This window comes from Paenibacillus cymbidii (genome assembly GCF_004764705.1).
Lineage (GTDB): Bacteria > Bacillota > Bacilli > Paenibacillales > NBRC-103111 > Paenibacillus_AN > Paenibacillus_AN cymbidii.
On the sequence record NZ_SHLX01000023.1, the window covers coordinates 96,250 to 120,230 of the forward strand.

Sequence of the window (23,981 nt, forward strand, 5' to 3'; positions counted from 1 at the left end):
GAAGAGTACCTCTTCTTGGGGCTTTTTCGTTTGAAACCGTACAAGTTGATGCATTAAGGGGGGGCGTTATCCATTGTTGTTCGGCCCGGTGAGAGCGGGCGGCGGCATTGGAGCAGCTGAGCAAGGAAAATAAAAAACGATGAGTCGCGTCTAACCGAAATCATATACTACAGTTGATGGCGGGGCTTTTGTTAAGGAGGACCGAAGAAGTGGGAGTTGGCCAAGTTCGGGATACCCATGTAAAACGATCATCCAGCATGACCTTCGCATGGCGTTGGAAGCATGAAAACGCACGTACCATCAGCATAATCGCCGGCATTTCCTGCGGGATTATCGCGCTGTTTTTCATGTTGTTGTACGGAACGGCTACCAAAAGCGTGTCCGTGGTGTTGAATGGACAAGAAACCGTTGTGCACACGAAGCAATGGGTCCTGGGACGCCTGCTGGATGAACAAGCCATTTCGGTCGGGGAGCATGACCGAATCTCGATGGACATAACCGCCAAGATCAAGAACGGCGATCGCGTCAACATCGTGCAGACGACCCCGATCCTAGTGACCGCAGATGGAAAGACGGAAACCTTATACACATCCGGGAAGACGGTCGAAAGCGCACTGCAGGACTTAAATATATCGCTCGGACCGGAAGACAAGATCGAGCCGTCGATGGACGGCGCGCTGACAGCGATGTCCGCCGTCAAGATCGTGCGCGTGACGAAGGACCAGGAAGAGGAATCCGTTCCGATCGCGTTCGAAACCGTGACGAAGAGCGACGCGTCCTTGCTGAAGGGCAAGGAGCAGACGGTGCAGGAAGGCAAGGAAGGCACGAAGATCGTCACCAAGGAAAACGTCTATGAAGACGGCAAGCTGGTGGCGCAGAACGTGGTGGGCGAAAAGACGGCAGCGGAGAGCGTCGACAAGATCGTTGCCATCGGCACGAAAAATCCGGTCGTCGTGTTGTCCGCATCGTCGCCCAACATTGACACGGTTACCAAGAGCGGGCAGTCGTTCGCGTACAAGAGCATTCTCAACAACGTCACATTGACCGCGTATTCCAACGATGCGGCTTCCACGGGCAAGTCGAGCGGCCATCCGGGTTACGGCCTGACGTATTCCGGCACGACGACGACCGAAGGCGTTACGATCGCCGTGGACAAAAACGTCATTCCACTCGGCTGGTGGGTGTACATCGAAGGCATCGGCTTCCGTCGCGCCGAAGATATCGGCAGCGGGGTCAAAGGCAACATGATCGATGTTTATTACAACAGCATGGATTATGCGAACAAGTTCGGCATGAAGCGCGGCTATACGGTGTACGTCATCGGTCCGAAGAAGCCGACGGCGGACTAACGGCAGCCGTCTGGCAACCGAACCGGCCTGTACTGATTTATACCCAACGTATACTAGTTATGACGCTCGCTTCGGGGCAAAGGTTGCGTCTTCGCCGCCGGAATGAGAAAATAAATTTGAATTTGACCGCATTCGAGAGAAGGGGCGATTCGCCTCTTCTTTTTTGCGTGGGAGGTGCCGGCTGCGTGATCCAAGAAATCATCGTGGTTGAAGGCAAGGACGATACGGCTGCGATTCGCCGGGCGGTGGACGCCGAAACGATCGAAACGGGCGGCTCCGCCATCAACGAAGCGATTTATCGCCGCATCGCGCTCGCCAGGGAGCGCCGCGGCGTTATCATATTCACCGATCCTGACCATGCCGGCGAACGGTTGCGTCGTTTGATCGCCGCGCGTGTGCCGGGCTGCAAGATGGCGTTCCTGTCGCAGGAGGAAGCGACGGACGGCAAAGGCGACATCGGCATCGAGCATGCGTCGCCGGAGTTGATCCGCAAGGCGCTGCGCGAAGTGAAGACCGACTTCGAACGAACGGACTCGCACATCTCGTGGGACGATCTGGTGGCGGCAGGGCTTATCGTTCATCCCGAAGCGTCGAGCCGCCGGGCAAGGATGGGGCTATTGCTCGGCATCGGCCACGCCAACGGCAAACAGTTTTACAAGCGATGCCGCATGTTTCAAATTTCGCGCGAGGAATTCGCCGAAGCCTATAAGCAGTTGATAAGCGAGGGTCATGAATGAACGAACAAGAGGGGCGCGCGATGTCGCCGGTGTCGTCGTCGTCGGATATTGCGACGCCGTCGCGAACGAAAGAAATTATCGCCAGGCACGGGTTCCAGCTCAAGAAGAGCCTGGGGCAAAATTTTCTGATCGACCGCAACATGCTGAACAAAATCGTTGATGCCGCGGAGCTGGACAAGTCGTGCGGCGCGCTCGAAATCGGTCCCGGCATCGGCGCGTTGACCGAGCGGCTGGCGCGGGAGGCGGGCAAGGCGGTCGCCGTGGAAATCGATCAGCGGCTGCTGCCGATCCTGCATGAAACGCTGGCGCCTTACGACAACGTGTCGATCGTGCATGGCGACGTGCTGAAGCTCGATTTGGCCGCCGGGTTTGCGGAATGGTTTGCCGGCCTGTCCCGCGTCAGCGTGGTGGCCAACCTGCCGTACTACATCACGACCCCCATTCTCATGAAGCTGCTGGAGGCTCGTCTACCGCTCGCCAACATCGTCGTCATGATCCAGAAGGAAGTGGCCGAACGCATGGCGGCGCGGCCGGGAGGCAAGGAATACGGCAGCCTGAGCGTGGCCGTGCAGTATTATTGCGAGCCGGAGCTTGTGGCGATCGTGCCGCACACCGTTTTCGTGCCGCAGCCGAACGTCGACTCGGCGGTCATTCGCTTGCGCGTGCGCCGTACGCCGCCGGTTGCGGTCGAGGACGAGGCGCTGTTCTTCGACGTCGTGCAGGCTTCGTTCGCGCAGCGCCGCAAGACGCTGGCGAACAACCTGCTGAGCCGCTTCTTCGCCAAAGGGCAGCGCGAGGCGCTGGAGACGCTTCTGCAGGGCGTCGGCATCGAGCCGTCACGCCGCGGCGAGACGTTGTCGCTGGAGGAGTTTGCGCGGCTGAGCGATGCGCTCGGCCGCCACTTGCGCGGCGCAGGCGGTGAGCGCTGAGGAAGGCGGCGGCGCCTTGCTGCGCTAGGCTCTGCGGGATGCGTCCCGCGTAGTCCGGCGCAGCGCCCGTAGCACCAAACGCCCAATGCGGCCATACGATACACGAGGAGGCGATATTGCGATGAAGCAAGGCGACCTTGTCGTTCGAAAATCGTATGGCGGCGACGTCATATTCAAAATTCAGCAGGTGTATGCATCGCAAGCGCTGCTTAAAGGCGTGCAGTTCCGGTTGGCCGCGGATTCGCCGATCGCCGATCTTGAACCGATCAGCCAGTCGCGCTTTCTGCAGCAGGAGCAGGCGCTCGAAGCGAAGGCGCACGAAACGGTGAAGCAGCTCAGCGAGCTGCACCGGCTGCGCAGCGAAGCGGGGCCGATGCGGCAATTGGCGAAGCAGCGCAACCAGTATTCGTATTTCGAGATGCCGGGCAAAGTGCTGCACCTGGACGGGGATCCGCTTTATTTGCGCAAATGCATGGCGCTGTACGGAGAGCTTCGCATCCCGGCGGAAGGGCTGTACGTGCCCGAGGTGAACATGGCGGAGACGGTCAACCGGCTGCTGCCGCAAATCCGGCCCGACATCCTGGTGCTGACCGGCCACGACGGCCTGCTGAAGCCGCCTGCGCTGTCTCCTCACGGTCACCTTGCACCGGAAGCGGGCAACCCGGCAACGGTGCATCTGAACGGGCAGGACATGCGCAGCGCGTCGCGTCCGCCGCGGTCCGTTCCCCCGCAGCCGCAGGCGGATCGGGAGCGCGAGGCGCAGCTGCTGTGGCGCAACAACCATGCGCACAATCTGAGCCACTACAAAAACTCGCACCACTTCGTCAACGCGGTCAAGGCGGCCCGCCAGTTCGAGCGCGGCCGGGATACGCTCGTCATTGTCGCGGGCGCGTGCCAGTCGCATTTTGAAGCGCTCCTGCAGGCGGGAGCGAATTACGCCAGCTCGCCGGGCCGGGTACTCATCCACGCGCTCGACCCGCTCTATATCGCCGCCAGAATCGCTTATACGTCGATCAAGGATACCGTGCATACGCTCGACGTCATCCAGCATACGCACAGCGGGCTGGACGGCCTTGGCGGCATCGAGACGCGCGGCTGCCACCGGATCGGCCTGCCGCGGCTGAAGCTGCCGGCAATCGGCGAAGCGCCGCCGCCGATCCAGATGCAGCAGATGCAGCAGCGCTTGCGGGAGCCTTTGCAGACGTAACCATACAGTCGGAATCAAAGATGGGAAGCCACTCGTTTAAGACGGGCGGCTTTTTTGCGTATTAAAAAGTCGCGCAGCCAAGCGCGACAGGAAGCACCGCTTCACGCTCGGGCTGCGCGACAGGAAAGCACCGTTTCACGCTCCGGCCGCTGCGCGGAAGGGTTGCTCCTCCGATCGCTTCTTGTTTTCGGATGCCCGGAATCAACGAGGCCAAGGGAACCATCCGAAAACAAAGGCGACCGCTAGCGCTTCTACGGAGCAACACTTCCACTCCGCTACTTGTGTGAAACAAGCCTATTCGCAAGCTGCCTCAAGACGCAAAACCCTGCGAACCCACTCTTGCAGCCGCGGCATAATAACCGGCAACCAAAATAACCAACGAAAAATGGCTTATTTGCTTGATTTGGCCCGCCTCGTCGAAAATAGCCAGTGAAACCATGGCCTATTTGCTCCGCCAGGCCCCGAATCAGGCCTTTTAGCCGAAATAGCCAGTGATTTCACTGGTTATTTCGGAGAGGATGGAGGATTTTGGCGAAATAGGCGATAAAACAAGGCCTATTTTTGCAAGATGTTCATCGGAGCGGTACGAAAGCGAATTTGTTAGTTGGTGGAGGGGAGAATGCCGCGGCTTTGTGAAACGTGTCTGCTTGGCGATGTGGCGAGAGCGCAGAGCCGGAGCGGGCAGGAAGAAGTTAGTTGCCGATGCTGTCATTTCTTGCATGACGAAAAATGTCGGGATAATTTTGAAATTTTTGTGAACAATAAGGCCAAAAGAATCGATTTAAATTCCCGAAAAATCGCTGACCCCCCGTTGACAATGGGTTTGTCATACTGATATAATATTTGTTCTTATTTGACATACTACCTCTAAGTACGGTATAATGGTGCAGGAAAGAGGTGGTAGCGGACAATGGCTAAAAATGCGCTGTTGGAGATCAAACGCAGTATGGAGCCCCATGTCGGGCAGAAAATTATGTTGCGTGCAAATGGCGGTCGCCGCAAGACGATCGAACGTTCCGGAGTTTTGGAAGAAACCTACCCTTCTGTCTTTATTGTCAAGCTTGACCAGGAGCAGCACGCATTCAAGCGCGTTTCCTACAGCTATGCGGATATTTTGACCGAGTCCGTGGAAGTGACCGTCTGCAACGACGACGGGCAAGTGCGCATTACATACATCCAACATTGAAACCGCACCGCGCGGCGGCAATTGCCCGCCGGCCGCGATTGAAATACCGGCGCAATCACTTGCTGATTGCGCCGTTTTATTTTGTTCGGACGGATCGTTCGACTAGGCATGACCTCGATGAAGCATACTACCGGTATCCGCTTTACTTAAGGAGGATGACCGCCATGTCTAGAAGAAGAGGCACGATGTCGGAATCGTTCAAGTATGAGCTTGCCAAAGATCTCGGGTTCCAGCAAAAGGTCGAGCGCGACGGCTGGGGAGCCATTACGACCAAAGAAGCGGGCAACATGGTCAAACGGGCGATTCAACTCGCCGAGCAGTCGCTTGCCGGCTCGGCTTCGCAGGCGGCTCCACAGAGCGGCGCAGCCGCCCGCGGCGCTTCAGCGCCGTCCTACGGCGCGCAAACGGCGCAGCAGCACACGCAGCCGCGTCATATGCAGTAGCCGCCCGTACAGGGCGGCAGAGGGCCGGGCGGTTGACGCTGCGGCCCTTTTTCCCATGGGGCCCGCATCGCCGCATTGTGGGGTTATTTTGGCCATGAAGCACGGCATTTGACGGCAGGGGCCGGCAAATCGGGCGCACAAGTGTTTTCTCGGGCGCAGTTTGCTATAATATGTAAAGCTAGACAAGCCAATGCGAAGCGTCGACAAATGGAGAACAGAGAAGGGTGTCCGGCATGAAAATTTTGGAGAAAGCCCCCGCGAAAATCAACCTGCTGCTCGATGTGCTGCGCAAGCGCGACGACGGCTACCATGAAGTGGAAATGGTCATGACGATGGTCGATTTGGCCGACCGGCTGGAAATGCAGGAACTCCCCCGGGACACGATCGTCATCTCCAGTCAGGTGGGCTTCATCCCGCTCGACGAGAAAAATTTGGCCTTCCAGGCCGCCCGGCTGATCAAGGACCGCTATGCGGTGAAACAGGGCGTTTACATACATCTCGACAAAAATATCCCGGTAGCGGCCGGACTGGCCGGAGGCAGCAGTGATGCTGCCGCGACGCTGCGCGGGTTGAATCGGCTGTGGAAGCTGGGCATCTCCACGGAGGAACTGATGCGGCTCGGCGCCGAGCTCGGCTCCGACGTGCCGTTCTGCATCGCGGGCGGCACGGCGATCGCCCGGGGGCGCGGCGAGCAGCTCGAGCAGATCGGCGCGCCGCCGCAGTGCTGGGTCGTGCTCGCCAAGCCGCCGATCAATGTGTCGACGGTGGAAGTGTACAGCAAGCTGCGCGCCGACCGCATCGTCCGCCATCCGTCGTTGCCCGCCATGACTGAAGCGATTGGCGCACAGTCGTTCGAACGCATCTGCTCGTTGCTTGGCAACGTGCTGGAGGACGTAACGCTTTCCCTGTACCCGGAAGTCCACCACCTGAAGTCGTGCATGCAGAAGCTGGGAGCCGACGGCGTATTGATGTCCGGCAGCGGTCCGACGGTATTCGGACTGGTAGCGAAGGAGTCGAAGGCCGCCCGCATTTACAACGGGTTAAGAGGGTTTTGCAAGGAAGTTTACGCCGTTCGCATGCTGACATGACGCTTACATACGACGGAAGCATAATTTTCATCGCCAAACTTGATAAAAACCGTATGTAAATGGTATATTCATATTATAATATTCGGATTTCAAACAAAGTCCGTCACCCGATCTTCCGAATGCGCCTGCCGACGGCTCCTAAATCCGTTCTACCGGAGGTACCTCTATGAAAAAGTTGAAACGCAGCGCGAGGCTGGTGGAGATGACGCAATATTTGTTGTTCCGTCCTCACTCTCTTATACCGCTTACGACGTTCGCCGATCGCTATCATTCCGCCAAGTCCTCGATCAGCGAAGATTTGGCGATCATCAAGGAAGTGTTCGAAGAGGAAGGGCTCGGCGAACTGCTTACGTTGGCGGGCGCGGCGGGAGGCGTCAAATTTATTCCCAAGGTGCCGCGAGCGGCCTCGCTGCAGATCATTACCAAGCTGTGCCGGCAGCTGGAGCAACCGGAGCGCATTTTGCCGGGCGAATATTTGTATATGTCGGACATTCTGGGCCAACCGGCCGTCTTGAACGAAATCGGCAAAATGTTCGCCTCCGCCTTCTCCGGACGGGATATCGACGTGGTCATGACCGTGGAGACGAAAGGCATCCCGCTTGCCTATGCGACAGCTTCGTTCCTGAACTTGCCCGTCGTCATCGTCAGGCGCGACAGCCGCGTGACCGAAGGTTCGGCGGTAAGCATCAATTACGTGTCGGGCTCGAACAAACGCATCCAGACGATGTCGCTCGCCAGACGCGCGCTGAAAGAAGAGTCGCGGGTGCTGATCATCGACGATTTCATGCGGGCCGGAGGTACGATTCACGGCATGATGGACCTGCTCAAGGAGTTCCGCGCCACAGTCAAAGGGGTCGGCGTATTCGTCGAGTCCGGCGAAGTGCAGGAGCATTTGGTCGAAGATTATATTTCACTCGCCCGATTGTCGGGCGTCGATTCGAAGAACCGGCAAATTAACGTGCACCCGGGCAATTATTTCGATGCGGAGGAGAATGAATGATGAGCAAGCTGACAACGATTGCAACAACCGGCGCCCCGGCGGCGATCGGGCCTTATGCGCAGGCGGTGCGTTTTGGCAACCTGCTGTTCACGTCGGGCCAGATTCCGCTCGGCCTGGACGGCAAAGTGGTGGAAGGCGGCATCGCGGAACAGACGAAGCAAGTATTCGTCAACCTGGAGGCCGTGCTGCGCGAAGCCGGAGCAGGCTTCGACGATGTGGTGAAGGCGACAGTCTTTTTGAAGGACATGAACGAGTTTCCGGTTTTCAACGACATTTATGCAAGCGTATTCGGCGACCATAAGCCGGCTCGTTCCACGGTGGAAGTGGCACGTTTGCCGCGCGACGTTTTTGTCGAAATCGAACTGATCGTGTCGATTGCTGGCGAATGATTTTCGGACGGTTTTTTTGTGAAAAAATATTTTCGGAATTGTCTGTTTTGTGCCAAAAAAAAGAAGGAATTTCCCTTAATATGTGGAATTATAACCCAAGTCCTTGATGGAAAAAGGTGGTGAACAACAAAATGCAAATAACGGATGTCAGACTTCGCCGCGTCAACTCCGAAGGAAGGATGAAGGCGATTGCATCGATTACGATCGACAATGAATTTGTCGTCCACGATATACGCGTAATCGACGGGAATAATGGCATGTTCGTGGCCATGCCGAGCAAACGGACGCCCGATGGCGAGTTTCGCGACATAGCCCATCCGATCTCCTCTTCGACCCGCGAGAAGATTCAGGCTGCCGTGCTGGCAGAGTACGAAAGAGCCGCGACGGAAGAAGAAGTCATTGAAGAAGGCGCATAAGTTCAACGTACATAAACGCGCTTCTGGAGAGCCGACGGGGCTCTCTTTTCTTTTATCCGGAAGTAGGCTATAGTTTGATGAGAAAACCGCCGGGGATCGGAGTGAGCGTCTTTGTCTATGTCTATTTATAGTATTGTTTTGGCTGCGGGGCAAGGGAAACGCATGAAGTCCAAGCTGTACAAGGTGCTGCATCCGGTATGCGGCAAGCCGATGGTCGGCCACGTCGCAACCGTGCTGGAGCGCCTCGAATCGGCGCGTCCGATCGTGGTCGTCGGCCACGGAGCCGATGCGGTGCGCGGCTATCTGGGCGATCGCGCCGAGTATGCGCTGCAGGAGCAGCAGCTCGGCACCGGTCATGCCGCGATGCAAGCGGCGCCGCTGCTGGCGGATGCGGACGGGCTGACGATCGTCGTGTACGGCGACACGCCGCTGATTACGGAAGGCAGCTTGCGGGCGATGATCGCGCTGCACCGGGAGAAAGGCGCATCCGCGACGATATTGACGGCGATTTTTGCCGAGCCGCACGGCTTCGGGCGGATCGTCCGCGACGCGGACGGCAACCTGGACCGCATCGTCGAGCAGAAGGACTGCACGGCGGGAGAAGCGGCCATCCGCGAAATCAACGCGGGCACCTACATTTTCGACAACCGCAAATTGTTCGCCGCGCTCGCGCGCGTCACGAACGACAATGCGCAGCAGGAATATTATTTGACCGACGTCATCGGCATCCTCCAGGCGGACGGCGAGCGGGTGCTCGCTTATTGCACCGCCGACCCGTCAGAGGCGATCGGCGTCAACGACCGCGCGGCGCTGGCCGACGCGGAGAAGGCGATGCGCGAGCGGATCAACCGCGCCCACATGCTGGCGGGCGTGACGATCGTCGACGCGGCGCAAACGTACATCGAGGCGGACGTGACGATCGGCAGCGATACGGTCATTTTGCCCGGCTGTTTGCTGCGCGGCGCCACGAGCATCGGCGAAGACTGCGTTATCGGGCCGCAGGCCGACATTGCGGATTCCGTCGTGGCGGATCGGGCGACGATCAGGCAGTCCGTGCTCACGGAAGCTGAAGTCGGAGCCGATTCGAGCGTAGGACCGTTTGCGTATTTGCGCCCGAAGGCGAAGCTTGGCGAGCAGGTGAAGATCGGCGACTTTGTCGAGATCAAAAACGCCACGCTCGGCGACGGCAGCAAGGTGTCGCATCTGAGCTACGTCGGCGACGCGGTCGTGGGGCGCAACGTCAATTTCGGCTGCGGCGCGATCACGGTCAACTACGACGGCTTCAACAAGCAAGTGACGGAAATCGGCGACGACGCATTTGTCGGCAGCAACGTCAACTTGATCGCGCCGGTGAAAATCGGCGACGGCGCCTATGTGGTGGCCGGCTCGACGATTACGCACGACGTCGGGGCGGGCGACATGGCGATTGCCCGCGAGCGGCAAACGAACAAGGCCGGCTACGCGGAGAAGCTGCGCAACCGGTTCAAGGCGAAGAAGCAGCGCGGCTGATGGCGGAACAAGCCAGTTGCATCCATGCCATCGAAAATAGGCCATGAAAAATGGCTTATTCGCTTCTTTTTCATCGTCTCGCCGAAAATAGCCAGCGAAAACACTGGCTATTTCAGCCAAATAGCTTTAAAACCGGGCTTGTCAGCCGAATAGCCAGCGAAATCGCTGGCTATTTTCTTTTGGTTGGCCATTTTTAGCGAAATAGGCAATAAAATCGGGCTTATTAGCCCCGTCCGTACGAAATCTCCGGGAACGGTTTGACCGCTTCCAAAAATGGGTACAGTAAAGGTAGCTCGCGCTTCGCTTCGAGGCAGGTGCGGGCTGCTTCCGCGTCAGGGAACGAAGAATCCGGCGCGGGGCGAACCTGCGCGAACGCTTCCGAAGCAAGTTTTTGCTCGCAAGGAGCATCTACGAGGAAGCATCGCAAAACCTTTTAGGAGGCCCCACTATGACCATCTCGCTGAAAGCGGACGAACGCACGCGGACGACGAAATCGGATGTGCACGTCATGCGCCGGAACGGCAAGATTCCCGCCGTCGTGTACGGCAAGCAGTTCGGCAGCAGCCCGATCGCCGTCGACGAAAAGGAGCTGCTTTCGCTGCTTCGCCACCACCGGCACGCGATCGTCGAGCTCGACATCGCGGGCCAAGGCAAACACCCGGCAATGATTACGGACGTGCAACGGCATAAACTGTCGCGCGAGCTGCTTCATATCGATTTTCACCAAATCAATATGGACGAGCCGGTCAAGGCGGTTGTGGCGCTCGACTTTGTCGGCGAACCGCAGGGCGTGACCGAGGGCGGCATCCTGCAAATTCAGCTGCATGAGCTGGAAGTGCGGGCGCTGCCGAAGCAGCTGCCGGAATCGATCGCCGTCGACGTCGGCGGATTGGGCATTCACGACAGCTTGCTGGTCGGCCAGCTGCAGCTGCCGCCGGGCGTGGAAGCGAAAGCGAACGCGGACGACGTCGTCGCTTCGGTGCTCGTGCCGCAGAAGGAGCCGGCGCCGGACGACGAGACGGAGACGCTTGCGGCGAAAGCGGAAGCCGGCCGGGAGCTGGCGGCGGATAAAGATGCGGCGGCGGCCAAAGCGTAACGCGCCTGCGGACAAAACGAAGGCTGGTCTTGCGAACGGACGGGCGGTGCGCCTGCCGGACGGAAGATCAGCCTTCTTGTCTTGTTATGCTTTGTCGTCATTCAATAACCGGGTCTGGAGACGAACGTGTAATGCGTTCGATTGTAAAACGTATTGTTGACCTTGATAAACATCGGCGTGTACGTTTCGACAAATCCGACATCCTTGTGTGCGTTGTCGTAATAGATTTGAACAGGCACCTGGTGCTTCATGTGGTCGGAAAAGTGAAGATCATCGGTGAGATGTTGGCCGAAAGAATACATTTTATCACCCGCAGCAATGTATTTTTTCCGTTCCTCGTGCGCAGCGGCCGCTCGTCTTTACATGTCGACGATTGTTCACTACACTATGAATGACAGCGAGAACGGTGGACATGTTCGCAGAAATTTGACGAAAACTATTTTTCGCAAACGCGCAAGGAGAAGTTGCCAAACATGAAATGGTTCGTTGGATTGGGCAATCCCGGCAAGGAATACGAAACGACGCGGCACAATATCGGCTTCATGGCGCTGGACCGGTTCGCGGCGCAGCACGGCATCTCGTTCAAGCCGCAAGGAAAGTGCAAGGCGCTAATCGGGGAAGCGATCGTCGGCGGCGGCAAGGTGGCGCTCATCAAGCCGATGACGTACATGAACCTGTCGGGAGAGAGCGTTCGTGCCTTCATCGATTATTATAAGGCGGAGCTGCAAAATATGACGGTCATTTACGACGACCTGGATACGACGTTCGGCCAAATCCGGCTGCGCTATCAGGGCGGGCCGGGCGGACATAACGGCATCAAATCGATTATTCAGCACACCGGCACGCAAACGTTCGACCGCATCCGCGTCGGCATTTCCCGTCCGGCTGCGCCGTACCCGATCGCCGACTACGTGCTGTCGTCCTACAACAAGGAGGAAGCGAAGCAGCTCCGGGCGCAGCTGGAGCGCGTCGTGGAAGCGATGAGCTTCCGGCTGTCGCATACGTTCGAGCAGACGATGGCGAAATTCAACGTGTAGCGCCGCCATAACGACATCCGAAGCAAGGGCCGCCGTTCCTCCTCGAACGGTGGCCTTTTGCATTGCCTGGGCTCCCGAAACCACCCGGCTACTCCGCGCCAAAATTGGGCATACTGGAGGGAGGCTGGTCGTTCGCCTGACGGCGAACTGCTCGCCCATGCATCCGGGAAGGAACGAGAGCGAGGAGGAGGCGGACCGATGTTCAAATATGTGTGCCGGCATTGCCGGACGGCGATCGGGGAACTGAGCGGCGGGCAAACGAATGAGCTGCAATTGGGCTTTCATTTCTTGACCCCCGCGGAGCGGAGCGATATAATATCGTATAACCCAAATGGCGATGTGGTCGTGAAAGTCGTCTGCGATTACTGCCGGGAGGCGCTCGAAGCGAATCCGGAGCTGTCTCTGGTCGGCAATCCGCTGCAATAACGAACGCTTCATGTTGGTGCAGCCTCGGCGTAGTGCGTCCGGGCTTGTTTGACCACATTAGAATTTTATAAGTTTCCGGCTGTAGCGGAAAAGTCAAATTCTAATTGGCGATAAAACCTACCTCTAAACGCGGTCGCTCATCTACGGGGGGCCTCGATAGAGGTTTTCTCATTGTTGCCGCCGGAACGGATTGTCCGATTGTCTGTCAGGCGGAAGGGGAAAGAAACTCCATTTCGTGAAGAAACGGATCGTGCGACAAGGGGATTCAGATGCGCCCCGGCCCGCGCGGGCATTCGTTTCTTCTTCGCATGCGAGATGGCTGGAGAAAAAGGAGTGGAGCGGTTGCAAGCGTTAGTTCGCTCGTTTACGGATGATACCGATTTTGGCTCGATCGTCGCCGGGGTTCGCGGCGGAATGAGGGAGCAGCTCGTTGCGGGACTGGCCGGCTCTTCGAAGCAAGTGCTGATTGCCGCGCTTGCCGAGCAGCTGGAGAAGCCGGTCCTGATCGTGACGCACAATATGTTCGCCGCCCAGAAGGTGGCGGAAGATTTGCTCGAATGCCTGTCCCCGGATCAAGTGCTGCTGTATCCGGCGCAGGAGCTGATCGTTGCGGAAACGGCGATCGCCAGCCCCGACATGCTTGCGCAGCGGATCGACGTGCTGACGAAGCTGGCGCAAGGCTTCCGCGGCGTCGTCATCGCCCCGTACGCCGGCGTGCGCAAGCTGCTGCCGAACAAGGCGACGTTCGCCGAGGCGCCGATTGCGCTCAAGGTGGGCGATACGCTGGAACTGAACGATTTTCTGCAGCGTATGGTCGATATCGGCTACGAGCGCGTGGAACGCGTGGAGTCGCGCGGAGAAATGAGCGTGCGCGGCGGGATTGTCGATTTTTACCCGCTGACGGCGCAGACGGCGTTCCGCATCGAGCTGTTCGATGTCGAGATCGATTCGATCCGCGCTTTCGATGTGGCGGACCAGCGGTCGACCGACAAGCTGGCGTCATTGACGATTACGCCGGCGAAAGATATCATCGCTGATGGAAAGCGCTTTCAAAGTGCGGCTCAGTTCGCTTCGGAGCTGCTGGAGCAGCAGCTCGCGAAAATGAACGACCGCGGGGCCAAAACGAAGCTGCGCGACGAAATCGGCCGCGAGCTGGAATTGCTGCGGGAGCGGCAGTTTTTTAGCGGCCTGTACAAATACATGTCCCTGCTGTATCCCGAGCGGCAGACGCTGTTCGACTACGTTCCCGCCGACTCGCTGCTCATCGTCGACGAGCCGGCGCGGCTGCAGGAAACGGCAAAGCAGCTCGAGCGCGACGAAGCGGAGTGGGCGACGGGTCTGCTCGGCGAAGGAAAGACGCTTCCGGCGTTCGTCATGGCCAAAGCGTACGACACGCTGCTGCATCGCAAGCCGTTCCCGACGATTTATTTGTCGTTGTTCCTGCGTCAGGTGCATCAGACGCAGCCGCAGAACATCGTCAATTTCATGTGCCGGGCGATGCAGAATTTTCACGGTCAGATGAATGTGCTGAAGTCGGAAATGGAACGCTGGAAAAAGTCCGGCTACCGCGTCATGCTGCTGGCCAGCGGCGAGGAGCGGATGGACCGCGTGCGCCGCGTGCTCCAGGACTACCAGATCGACGAGCCGATTCTCGTCGACGGCAACTTGCAGGCCGGCTTCGAGCTGCCGTCGATCCATCTTGTCGTCATCACCGAAGGCGAGATGTTCTCGCAGAAGCAGCGCAAGGCCGCACGCAAAGTGGAGAAGCGGATTGAAAACGCCGAACGGATCAAAAGCTATCAGGAGCTGAAAGTCGGCGACCACGTCGTGCACGTCAATCACGGCATCGGCAAATACGTCGGCATCGGCACCCTTGTCGTGGCGGGCATCCACAAGGACTATATCCATATCTTGTATGCGGGCGGCGACAAGCTGTCGGTGCCGATCGACCAGATCGATTTGATCCAGAAATACGTCGGATCGGAAGACAAGGAACCGAAAATATACAAACTCGGCGGCGCCGACTGGAACCGGGTCAAGAGCAAGGCGCGTTCGTCGGTGAAGGACATCGCCGACGATTTGATCAAGCTTTACGCCGATCGGCATGCCACGCCGGGCTATCCGTTCAACAAGGACGGCTCGTACCAGCAGGAGTTCGAGAGCATGTTCCCGTACGACGAGACGCGGGATCAGCTGCGGGCGATCGAGGAAATCAAGAAAGACATGGAGAAGCCGCGCCCGATGGACCGGCTGCTGTGCGGCGACGTCGGCTACGGCAAGACGGAAGTGGCGATTCGCGCCGCCTTCAAGGCGGTGATGGACGGCAAACAGGTAGCCGTGCTCGTACCGACCACGATTCTTGCCCAGCAGCATTACGAGACATTCCGCGAGCGATTCGCCGGCTACCCGTGCGAAATTCGCGTGCTGAGCCGCTTCCGCTCCAAGAAGGAGCAGACCGAAACGATGAAAGGCGTCAAAGCCGGCACCGTCGAAGTCGTCATCGGCACGCATCGTTTGCTGTCGACGGACATCCAGTTCAAGGATCTGGGCCTGCTGATCGTGGACGAGGAGCAGCGTTTCGGCGTGACGCACAAGGAGAAGCTGAAGCGGCTGAAAAGCAGCGTCGACGTGCTGACGCTGACCGCCACGCCGATTCCGCGGACCTTGCACATGTCGATGCTCGGCGTGCGCGACTTGTCCGTCATCGAAACGCCGCCGGAGAACCGTTTTCCGGTGCAAACCTACGTGCTCGAATACAGCGGCGCCCTGGTGCGCGAAGCGATCGAGCGGGAACTTTCCCGCGGAGGGCAGGTGTACTTCCTGCACAATCGCGTGCAGACGATCCAGCAGGTCGCCGAGCAAATATCGGCGCTCGTGCCGGACGCCAAAGTGGTCGCCGCGCACGGCCAGATGGCCGAACAGGAACTGGAGCGGACGATCCTCGATTTTCTCGACGGGGAATTCGACGTGCTCGTCAGCACCAGCATCATCGAAACCGGCGTCGACATCCCGAACGTCAACACGCTGATCGTGCACGACGCCGACAAGATGGGGTTGTCCCAGTTGTACCAATTGCGCGGCCGCGTCGGCCGTTCCAACCGGATTGCGTACGCGTACTTTACGTACCAGCGCGACAAGGTGTTGACCGAAGTGGCGGAGAAGCGGCTGCAGGCGATCAAGGAGTTCACCGAACTGGGCTCCGGGTTCAAGATCGCGATGCGCGACCTGGCCATCCGCGGCGCGGGCAATTTGCTTGGCGCCGAGCAGCACGGTTTTATCGCTTCGGTCGGATTTGACTTGTATTCGCAAATGCTCGCCGAAGAAATCAACAAGCGGAAGAGCGAGATGGGCATTCAGGAGACGGAAGCCGCGCCGGTATTGTCGACGCAGCTTGAGCTTTCGATCGACGCCTATTTACCATCCGACTATATTTATGATAGTATGCAGAAGATTGAGATTTACAAAAAAGTCGCGGTCATCACTACCTTGGAAGAGGCGGACGACCTGCACGAGGAGCTTGTCGACCGGTTCGGCGATCCGCCGCAGGCGGTGCTCCAATTGCTCGCCGTCGCTCGCCTGAAAGTTTACGGCGCGCAATACGGGATCGAAGCGATCGTACAGAAGGGGGAAGACTTCGTCATCAAGTTCCATGCCTCCCAGAGCGGCAGTCTGGACGGCAAGAAGCTGATGGCGCTGTCGGCCAAATTCGAGGGCAGAATACGTCTTGTGCCCGGACCGCATATGCAGATCGAAGTCAGAGGCAAGGGACTGTCGCCCGAGCAATCCGTCGAACAGTTGGAACAGTTCTTGATACACTACAAGGAAGCGCATCTTCCGAAAGGGGAATTGCTCAATGCAGTTCAATCGTAAACATTTTGCGGCCAAATGGTTTGGCGTCGCGCTCGTGCTGGTGCTCGTGCTCGCCGTCGCCGCCGGCTGCGGCAAGAAAAAGGACGAGGGTTCCGGCGCGTCGGCATCGCCAACGCCAACGCCGTTTCCGGACGACATGGTGGTAGCTACCTACAAGGACGGGAAAATTACCGGCAAAGAGTTCAACAAATTTTTGAACACGACGTTTTTCTTCTACCCGCAATATGCGGCTGCCGAAGGAGATCCGGGCTTCAACGACTATATGGTCAAGCAGATGCTGACACTGCGCATTCTGGGCAATCAGGCTTCGGACGCCAACAAGAAGGACGCGGAAACGAAAGCGAAGGAGCAAGTCGTCCAGATCAAGGACTATTTCGAATCGCAGGAAAAAGGCTCGTGGGACAAGCAGCTCAAGGAAAGCAAGCTGGAAGAGAAGGACGTCCAGAGTTACATGCAATCCACGCTGGCGGTCATGAGCGACATGGCCGGCAAAGTGTCCGATCAGGAAGCGAAGGACAACTACGACAAGGCGCTGAAAGCCGATGCGCACGTGTACGACGTGGCGACGGTCAGCCATATCCTGATCGCATTGAAGGATCCGAACGATTCGACAGGGCAGAAGGATCTGCGCACCAAGGAAGAGGCGCTCAAACGCGCGCAAGAAGTGAAAGGCAAGCTTGACGCAGGAGGCGATTTCGTCGCGCTGGCGAAAGAATATTCCGACGATCCGGGGTCCAAGGACAACGGCGGCAAGTACGAGAACGAAGAGCTGGCGACAAGCGGCTGGGATCCCGACTTCCTGAAGGCGGCGCAGGATCTGACCGTCGGCAAAGTAAGCGATCCGGTCGAAACGTCGTTCGGCTACCATATCATGCTCGTCAATTCGCGCGCGGCCAAAACGTTCGATCAAATGAAAGAGGAACTGAAGTCCGAAGCGGCCGGCGTCAAAATCAACGACTTCGTTGAAAACGAGCTGCCGAAGCTGGACTTCAAGTCCAACTTGCCGCAACCGTCTCCGTCGCCATCGCCGTCGGCATCGGTTTCGCCTGCAGCGTCCGCATCGCCGGCCGCATCGGCATCGCCGTCGGCTTCGGCGAAATAACGGTATCGCATGAAAGATGAAACGCCTCCTCCGGGAGGCGTTTTTCTTTTGCAAGGTACGGACAGAAACGGACGAGTCGTTACGAATACGTTTATTGGAAATATTGGCCAACTCGCACCCGGCGACGGGTTGAAATCGGGCCGTTCCGTGTAAGAGAAAAGTGATGAGCAGTTGCGGTCGCTGCAGGATGGGCGGCCCGCCCTTCCGCTGCCAAAGGCGCGAATCGGCGGATGAATAAGGAATCGGGATGCGAAGAATACTATGCCTAGATACCCAGTCCCTCCCGAGACAGGAACCGATATATACCGCGAATCCCATACCCTTATCAGGAAAGCGAGGCATCTTGAGACATGAAAGCAACCGGAATCGTACGTCGGATTGACGATCTTGGCCGTGTCGTCATCCCCAAAGAAATTCGCCGCACTTTGCGTATACGCGAAGGCGATCCGCTTGAAATATTCGTCGACCGGGATGGCGAGGTCATCCTCAAAAAATATTCGCCGATCGGGGAACTCGGCGATTTCGCCAAGGAATACGCGGAGTCGTTGTTCGAAAGCACGAGCCACATCACGATGATATCCGACCGCGACAACATGATCGCCGTGGCCGGCGGCTCGAAGAAAGATTATTTGGACAAGCCGGTCGGCGCGCTCGTCGAAACGTGCATGGAAAATCGCAAGTCGATGCTGGAGAGCAACAGCGGCCAGTATGAAATTTGCAAAGATACGCCGGAAACGTATTCGTCTTTTGCGATCGCACCGATCGTGGCGGGCGGCGATCCGATCGGCGCGGTGCTGCTGATCAGCAAGGACGAGTCGGCCAAGATGGGGCAAATGGAAGTGAAGATGGCGGAAACCGCAGCCGGCTTCCTTGCCAAGCAGATGGAGCAATAATCGGGCAGGTCTGTTGCCTGCGGACGATACACCTCAAGCTTTCTCGCAATTCGGCGGACCGGCCGGATGGTGGGGGAGCTTTTTGGCTATCGGGCGGTGTCGGGAAAGCGGCGGTATTCGGCGATGCGGGGAAGCGGAGCATTTCTTGTTTGCGGCGGAATCGGGTATAATAGCCCCAAGGCAATCATGGGGAAAGAGGAAAGAGATGGCTCGATCCAGGAAGCGGATGCCCGGCCAAACGGCGCAAGCGCCCGCGGGAAAGGCGACCGCCGGAGATGAGCGCCGGCGATCGGCGGCGCCGCTGCTGAAGGGGGCCGCCGTGCTCGGGGCGGCGGCGATCGTTTCGAAGCTGCTTGGCACGCTGCAGAAAATTCCGCTGCAGAACATGGCCGGCGACAAGGTGTTCGGTATTTATAATGCGGTTTATCCGCTTTATATTTTGATTCTTACATTGGCGTCGGCCGGGGTGCCGATCGCCGTATCGAAGTTCGTGTCCGAGCGGGCGGCGCTTGGCCGCTACGACGAAGCGAAGCGGGTATTCGGCATCGCGGCGCTGACGTTGTTCGTTTCGGGCGCCGTCTTCTGCGCGGCGCTCTATCTGAGCGCGGACGGGCTGGCCGCGGCGATGGGCGTGCGCGAAGCGGGGGCCGCCATTCGCAGCGTGTCGTTCGCGCTGCTGGTCGTGCCGGTAATGGCCGCGCTGCGCGGGTATTTCCAGGGGCTCGGCGATATGGTGCCGACGGCGGTGTCGCAGGTAGCCGAGCAGGCGGTGCGCGTGGCGACGATGATTGCGCTTCTGCTCGTCTACCTGCACATCGGAGCGGCCGACGGCCGCATTGCCGCCGGCGCAACGTTCGGATCGGTCGCCGGCGCCGCTTCTGGGCTTGCGGTGCTGCTGCCTTACTGGGCCCGCCGCGGCCGCGAGTCGGAGCACGCCGGCATCAGTAAGCCGGAGGCCGGAGCCCGCGAACCGGCCGGCCGCATTCTCCGGCAGTTCGTGCTGTACGCGCTGCCGATCTGCCTCGGCACGATCGTCATGCCGATGGTAGCCCTCGTCGATACGTTTACGATCCCGCGTTCGCTCGGCGCAAGCGGCATGAGCGAGCATGACGCGGTGTACGCCTTTGGCGTTTACAACCGCGGGCTGCCGCTCGTGCAGCTTGTCTCGCTCGTCGCGACGTCGATGTCGGCGGCGCTGGTGCCGGCCATCGCGGAGGCGGCGCTGCACGGGCGGCGCGAGCTGATTCGCGTGCGCACCGAGCTCGCGGTGCGCTTCACCTGGCTCATCGGGCTTGCCGCTTCGTTCGGGTTGGCTGTCGCCGCGAAGCCGCTGAACGTCATGTTCTTCGCTTCCGCCGAAGGTACGTTCACCATGGCGACGCTGGCGTTCACCGCCCTGTTCAGCGCGGTGAACGTCGTCTCCGGCAGCGTACTGCAGGGCACCGGCGCCGTGGCCGTTCCGGCGCGCAACCTGCTGATCGCGGCGGCGCTCAAGCTCGCCGGCAACCTGGTGCTGGTGCCGCTCTGGGGCATCCAGGGCGCGGCCGTATCGGCCGTCGTCGCTTTCGCCGCGGCCAGCGCGCTGAACGTCGCCGCGCTGCGCCGGGCGACGGGCGCGCGCTTCGCGGTCGGGCGCGACGCGCTGCGCCCGCTGCTCGCCTGCGGCGCCCTGTGCGGCGCCGTGGCGCTCGTGCTGTACGGCGGCGCGCCGCTGCTCGCCGCCGTGGCGCCCGCGCTGGCGCCGCGCCTGCAGAGCACGCTGCTCGCGCTGGTCGGCGTCGCCGTCGGCGCCGCCGTTTATGCCGCCGCGCTGTTCCGCGCCGGCGCCGTGACGCGCCGCGAGCTGGAGGCGGCGCCCGGCTTCGGCGCACGAGCGTTGCCGTGGCTCGTGCGGCTGCGGCTTTTGCGGCCGTAACGGCCGCGCAAGATCATCATTCGCATATAATGAGCGAACTACCTCATAAAGGAGCAAAAATATGCCGCAGCTATTGATCGTAGGTCTCGGTTCGGGAGACGAATCGCAGATGACCCTCGGCGTCTGGAACGCCTTGCGCCAAGCGTCGCGCCTCGTACTGCGCACGGAGAAGCACCCCGTCGCCCTCTTTCTGCGCGAGCAGGGGCTCGTTTTCGAGACATTCGACGCGGTGTACGAACGGTCGGACGATTTTGCCGCCGTGTACGAAACGATAACGGAGCAACTGATCGCCATGGCGAAAGAAGCCGACGACTACGTCGTGTATGCGCTGCCCGGCCATCCGATGGTTGCCGAGCGCACGACCCAGCTGCTGCTCGAGCGCTGCGAGCAGGAAGGGGTGGCGCTGCAGATCATGGGCGGCGAAAGCTTCCTCGACCAGGCGTTCCTGCGCTTCGGCTTCGATCCGATCGAAGGCTTCCAGTTGCTTGACGCCTCATCGCTTGGCAGCGGCCACGGCATCAACCCGCGGCTGCACACGATAATCGGACAAGTGTACGACACGTTCACCGCATCCGACGTCAAGCTCAGCTTGATGGCGGTGTTCCCGGACGAAACGGAAGTGGTCGTCGGCCATGCGCTTGGCGTGGCGGGAGAGGAACGGATCGAAGTGGTGCCGCTGTTCGAACTCGACCGACTGGACGGCTACGGCAACCTGTCGCTCATCTGGGTGCCGCGCAGCGACGAGGACGAAGTGCGCAATCGCACGTTCGAGCGGCTGCACGAAATCGTCGATATTTTGCGCAGCCCCGAAGGCTGTCCTTGGGACCGCGAGCAGACGCATGCGTCGCTGCGGCAGCATCTGATCGAAGAAACGTACGAAGTGCTGGAAACGATTGACGACGACGATCCGGACGCGATGTGCGAGGAACTGGGCGACCTGCTGCTGCAGGTGATGCTGCACGCGCAGATCGAGGCGGAAGCGGGGATGTTCGACGTGTACGACGTCGTCGAAACGTTGAACGAGAAGCTGCTGCGCCGCCATCCGCACGTATTCGGAGAAACCGCCGCCAACAATGCGGAGGAGGCGCTGGCGAACTGGCAGCAGATCAAGCGGGAAGAGAAGCGGGACAAGGGCATCGACCCGGACCGTACCTCGGCGCTGGACGGCGTGCCGCGCGATTTGCCCGGTTTGCTGAAGGCGCTCAAGCTGCAGAAGAAGGCGGCCAAAGTAGGCTTCGACTGGGTGCGGATCGAGGACGTGTTCGCGAAGATCGAAGAGGAGATCGGCGAGCTGCGGGCGACGATCGGGCAGCAATCGGCTCAGGCTGAGCGCGAGGATGAGCTGGGCGACGTGCTGTTCGCCGTCGTCAATGCGGCCCGCTGGCTCGGCGTCGATCCCGATGCGGCGCTTGCCCGCACGAACCGCAAATTCGTGCAGCGATTCGGCTACATCGAAGAGCGGCTGCAAGCGGTAGGGCGGACGCCGGAGCAGAGCGATTTGCCGGAGATGGAGCGTTACTGGCAGGAAGCCAAGGAAACGCGGCGCTCTTAGGCACGCATTCGGCCGGCCGGCGCCCTTCCGCAAAAATATTGTTTCCAGCGACACCGCCAGGTAGCAGGATTTTCCTGCCCGGCAAAGAATATTTAATGAGGTACGTCTATTCAACTATTATGGAGGTATTCAGTCGATGAACAAAACGGATTTGGTGAACAGCATCGCAGCCAAAAGCGGTTTAACCAAGAAGGACGTGGAAACGGTCCTTAATAGCTTCCTTGGGGAAGTCACGGAAGCCTTGTCTTCCGGCGATAAAGTGCAATTGATCGGCTTCGGCACGTTCGAAACGCGCAAGCGTTCGGGACGCACCGGCCGCAACCCGCAAAACGGCAGCTCGATCTCGATTCCGGAATCGAACGTGCCGGCATTCAAAGCGGGCAACAAGCTGAAAGAAGCCGTAGCTTCGAAGTAATGCGCGTCGATAAATTTCTCAAGGTTTCCCGGCTGATCAAGCGCCGCACCGTCGCCAAGGACGTTTCCGATCAAGGACGGGTATGGATCAACGGCAGGGAAGCCAAGGCAAGCAGCGCCGTCAAGGTCGGCGACGAATTGACGATCCAGTTCGGGCAGAAGGCGGTCACCGTCCGGATCGAACGGATCGTTGAATCTACCCGCAAGGAAGAGGCAGCGATGATGTACACGCTCGTGCGCGAGGAGTCGCTGTGACCGCATCGTTTTTTATTACGCAATCAAGCCGTTCCGGCGTCAAGGCAGACGCGGAGCGGCTTATTTATTTCTCCGGGCACCCCGCGAGGCTCAGTTTGTGGGGTTCTTTGGCTTCTTTGCCGCGCCAATTCGTTTGTTCTAAACCCGATCTCCGGCCCATAAGCTAGTCGTAAGATGGTGAAGAGGCCGTTTTCCGCAGGGGAAACGTTTGGGAGGGACATGCCATGGTCATGGAGACGGGGAAGATCAAGCGGCAGGAAGTGAAAATGCTGAACCGCAAGCTGCTGGAGCTATCCGGCGTCCTGAATGTGGAAAGCTTCGACAGCGAGGAGTTTCTGCTGGAGACCGAATGCGGTTATTTGACGATCAAGGGGCAGAACCTGCATATCAAAAATTTGAATCTCGAACAAGGCATGGTCGCGATCGAAGGCTATTTTAACGAATTGGCTTATGTCGATTCGGTTTCCCAGGGAAAATCCAAAGGGTTGCTCGGGAAGCTGTTCAAGTGACGCTGCCGGTCCAGTTTCTATCGCTTGGCATGATGCTCGGGTGCGGCAGCGCGCTGGGAATCGTCTTCGACATCTACCGTGTGCTGACTGGGCAGCTGCGGATAGCGCGATGGCTGATCCCGTTCTTCGATCTCGTTTACTGGACGGCCGGCACGATTGGTGTGTTCGTCGCTTTGGAATACAGCAATTTTGGACAGGTTCGTATTTTTGTCTTTCTCGGCCTGGCGATCGGCGTTTGTTTTCACTTTGCGTTTCTCAGCGGCCCGACGGTCAAACTGGTGCTGCTGGCCATACGCCTCGTGCGCGCGGCGTTCCGGTTGCTGCTGCGCATCCTCGACGTGCTGATCGTCACGCCAATCCTGTTTGTGTACAAATTATTTACGATTTTTATCGGTTTTTTGGCGGCGGTAGCTATTTTCCTGGGCAAAATCGTGATACAATTGACATATCCATTGTGGCGTCTGGTTATTTTTGCGGCACAATTTTTTTGGCGACGGGTGAAATGGCTGTCCATTTTGGTACAAGCCGTGAAGAAGGGGCTTGATGCGATTCGCCGGCTGTTTCACCGGCAATCCTAGTGGGTATACAATCTCTTGTAGCGCCGCGGTTTTGTCCGCGAGCGGTTGCCATACATAACCAAGCGTTCGCGTTCATGATGC

The 23,981-nt window shown here is 58.9% G+C and carries 23 protein-coding genes and 1 pseudogene; 23 read left to right on the forward strand and 1 reads right to left on the reverse strand.

What is annotated here, in order from left to right; all coding sequences use genetic code 11:
• Positions 1 to 257: 257 nt before the first annotated feature.
• From EXY20_RS26640 to EXY20_RS26695, 12 genes and pseudogenes are all read left to right on the forward strand, one after another.
• Positions 258 to 1,349 carry a 3D domain-containing protein gene (locus EXY20_RS26640; protein ID WP_135555175.1) on the forward strand — a complete coding sequence of 364 codons (1,092 nt, stop codon included), beginning with the start codon at positions 258 to 260 and terminating at the stop codon, positions 1,347 to 1,349.
• Positions 1,350 to 1,534: 185 nt separating this feature from the next.
• Positions 1,535 to 2,086: a ribonuclease M5 gene (gene rnmV / locus EXY20_RS26645; protein WP_135555176.1), complete on the forward strand. Its 552-nt coding sequence runs from the start codon at positions 1,535 to 1,537 to the stop codon at positions 2,084 to 2,086.
• Positions 2,083 to 3,015: a 16S rRNA (adenine(1518)-N(6)/adenine(1519)-N(6))-dimethyltransferase RsmA gene (gene rsmA, locus EXY20_RS26650; protein ID WP_135555177.1), complete on the forward strand. Its 933-nt coding sequence runs from the start codon at positions 2,083 to 2,085 to the stop codon at positions 3,013 to 3,015. The genes rnmV and rsmA overlap by 4 nt, the downstream gene beginning before the upstream one ends.
• Positions 3,016 to 3,136: 121 nt before the next feature.
• Positions 3,137 to 4,222 carry a sporulation peptidase YabG gene (locus EXY20_RS40045; RefSeq protein WP_167859546.1) on the forward strand — a complete coding sequence of 362 codons (1,086 nt, stop codon included), beginning with the start codon at positions 3,137 to 3,139 and terminating at the stop codon, positions 4,220 to 4,222.
• 910 nt (positions 4,223 to 5,132) lie between these two features.
• Positions 5,133 to 5,408 carry a biofilm formation stimulator Veg gene (gene veg, locus EXY20_RS26660; protein WP_134755878.1) on the forward strand — a complete coding sequence of 92 codons (276 nt, stop codon included), beginning with the start codon at positions 5,133 to 5,135 and terminating at the stop codon, positions 5,406 to 5,408.
• Between the two features lie 164 nt (positions 5,409 to 5,572).
• Positions 5,573 to 5,737: pseudogene (locus EXY20_RS40050) on the forward strand (small, acid-soluble spore protein, alpha/beta type); the annotation flags it as partial.
• A 347-nt stretch (positions 5,738 to 6,084) separates the two neighbouring features.
• Positions 6,085 to 6,939 carry a 4-(cytidine 5'-diphospho)-2-C-methyl-D-erythritol kinase gene (gene ispE / locus EXY20_RS26670; protein ID WP_135555180.1) on the forward strand — a complete coding sequence of 285 codons (855 nt, stop codon included), beginning with the start codon at positions 6,085 to 6,087 and terminating at the stop codon, positions 6,937 to 6,939.
• 166 nt (positions 6,940 to 7,105) lie between these two features.
• Positions 7,106 to 7,939 carry a pur operon repressor gene (purR, locus tag EXY20_RS26675; protein WP_135555181.1) on the forward strand — a complete coding sequence of 278 codons (834 nt, stop codon included), beginning with the start codon at positions 7,106 to 7,108 and terminating at the stop codon, positions 7,937 to 7,939.
• Positions 7,939 to 8,328: a RidA family protein gene (locus tag EXY20_RS26680; RefSeq protein WP_135555182.1), complete on the forward strand. Its 390-nt coding sequence runs from the start codon at positions 7,939 to 7,941 to the stop codon at positions 8,326 to 8,328. The genes purR and EXY20_RS26680 overlap by 1 nt, the downstream gene beginning before the upstream one ends.
• 131 nt (positions 8,329 to 8,459) lie before the next feature.
• Positions 8,460 to 8,744, forward strand: coding sequence for a septation regulator SpoVG (gene spoVG / locus EXY20_RS26685; protein ID WP_010501706.1), 285 nt, complete (start codon positions 8,460 to 8,462; stop codon positions 8,742 to 8,744).
• Between the two features lie 117 nt (positions 8,745 to 8,861).
• The gene (gene glmU, locus EXY20_RS26690; protein ID WP_135555231.1) at positions 8,862 to 10,253 is read left to right on the forward strand and encodes a bifunctional UDP-N-acetylglucosamine diphosphorylase/glucosamine-1-phosphate N-acetyltransferase GlmU; all 1,392 of its coding nucleotides are present in this window, start codon (positions 8,862 to 8,864) and stop codon (positions 10,251 to 10,253) included.
• 448 nt (positions 10,254 to 10,701) lie between these two features.
• Positions 10,702 to 11,349 (forward strand): 50S ribosomal protein L25, encoded by a 648-nt coding sequence (locus EXY20_RS26695; protein WP_135555183.1) that lies wholly within the window; start codon positions 10,702 to 10,704, stop codon positions 11,347 to 11,349.
• 101 nt (positions 11,350 to 11,450) lie between these two features.
• On the opposite strand, the gene EXY20_RS26700 is transcribed toward EXY20_RS26695, so the two are convergent.
• Positions 11,451 to 11,588 (reverse strand): hypothetical protein, encoded by a 138-nt coding sequence (locus EXY20_RS26700; protein WP_235886209.1) that lies wholly within the window; start codon positions 11,586 to 11,588, stop codon positions 11,451 to 11,453.
• A 234-nt stretch (positions 11,589 to 11,822) separates the two neighbouring features.
• Here EXY20_RS26700 and pth point away from each other — a divergent pair, with 234 nt between their 5' ends.
• The 11 genes from pth to yabQ all read left to right on the forward strand — a co-directional run bounded on the left by pth (position 11,823) and on the right by yabQ (position 23,900).
• On the forward strand, positions 11,823 to 12,386 hold the full coding sequence (pth, locus tag EXY20_RS26705) for an aminoacyl-tRNA hydrolase (RefSeq protein WP_135555185.1): 564 nt from the start codon (positions 11,823 to 11,825) through the stop codon (positions 12,384 to 12,386).
• A 198-nt stretch (positions 12,387 to 12,584) separates the two neighbouring features.
• Positions 12,585 to 12,812: an anti-sigma-F factor Fin family protein gene (locus EXY20_RS26710; RefSeq protein ID WP_135555186.1), complete on the forward strand. Its 228-nt coding sequence runs from the start codon at positions 12,585 to 12,587 to the stop codon at positions 12,810 to 12,812.
• Between the two features lie 342 nt (positions 12,813 to 13,154).
• Positions 13,155 to 16,682: a transcription-repair coupling factor gene (mfd, locus tag EXY20_RS26715; RefSeq protein WP_135555187.1), complete on the forward strand. Its 3,528-nt coding sequence runs from the start codon at positions 13,155 to 13,157 to the stop codon at positions 16,680 to 16,682.
• On the forward strand, positions 16,666 to 17,784 hold the full coding sequence (locus EXY20_RS26720; protein ID WP_135555188.1) for a peptidylprolyl isomerase: 1,119 nt from the start codon (positions 16,666 to 16,668) through the stop codon (positions 17,782 to 17,784). Before mfd ends, EXY20_RS26720 begins: the two co-directional genes overlap by 17 nt.
• A 350-nt stretch (positions 17,785 to 18,134) precedes the next feature.
• Entirely contained in the window at positions 18,135 to 18,677 is a 543-nt protein-coding gene (gene spoVT / locus EXY20_RS26725) for a stage V sporulation protein T (RefSeq protein WP_135555189.1), read from the forward strand.
• A 205-nt stretch (positions 18,678 to 18,882) separates the two neighbouring features.
• Entirely contained in the window at positions 18,883 to 20,592 is a 1,710-nt protein-coding gene (locus EXY20_RS26730) for a putative polysaccharide biosynthesis protein (RefSeq protein ID WP_135555190.1), read from the forward strand.
• 61 nt (positions 20,593 to 20,653) lie between these two features.
• Positions 20,654 to 22,144: a bifunctional methyltransferase/pyrophosphohydrolase YabN gene (yabN, locus tag EXY20_RS26735; protein WP_135555191.1), complete on the forward strand. Its 1,491-nt coding sequence runs from the start codon at positions 20,654 to 20,656 to the stop codon at positions 22,142 to 22,144.
• Positions 22,145 to 22,280: 136 nt separating this feature from the next.
• Positions 22,281 to 22,559, forward strand: a complete 279-nt coding sequence (locus EXY20_RS26740; RefSeq protein ID WP_135555192.1) for an HU family DNA-binding protein — start codon at positions 22,281 to 22,283, stop codon at positions 22,557 to 22,559.
• Complete coding sequence (locus tag EXY20_RS26745) at positions 22,559 to 22,813, forward strand: RNA-binding S4 domain-containing protein (RefSeq protein ID WP_135555193.1); 255 nt, start codon at positions 22,559 to 22,561, stop codon at positions 22,811 to 22,813. Before EXY20_RS26740 ends, EXY20_RS26745 begins: the two co-directional genes overlap by 1 nt.
• Before the next feature lie 224 nt (positions 22,814 to 23,037).
• Positions 23,038 to 23,322, forward strand: a complete 285-nt coding sequence (gene yabP, locus EXY20_RS26750; protein ID WP_135555194.1) for a sporulation protein YabP — start codon at positions 23,038 to 23,040, stop codon at positions 23,320 to 23,322.
• Positions 23,319 to 23,900, forward strand: coding sequence for a spore cortex biosynthesis protein YabQ (gene yabQ, locus EXY20_RS26755; protein WP_135555195.1), 582 nt, complete (start codon positions 23,319 to 23,321; stop codon positions 23,898 to 23,900). The genes yabP and yabQ overlap by 4 nt, the downstream gene beginning before the upstream one ends.
• The last annotated feature ends 81 nt before the right edge of the window (positions 23,901 to 23,981 follow it).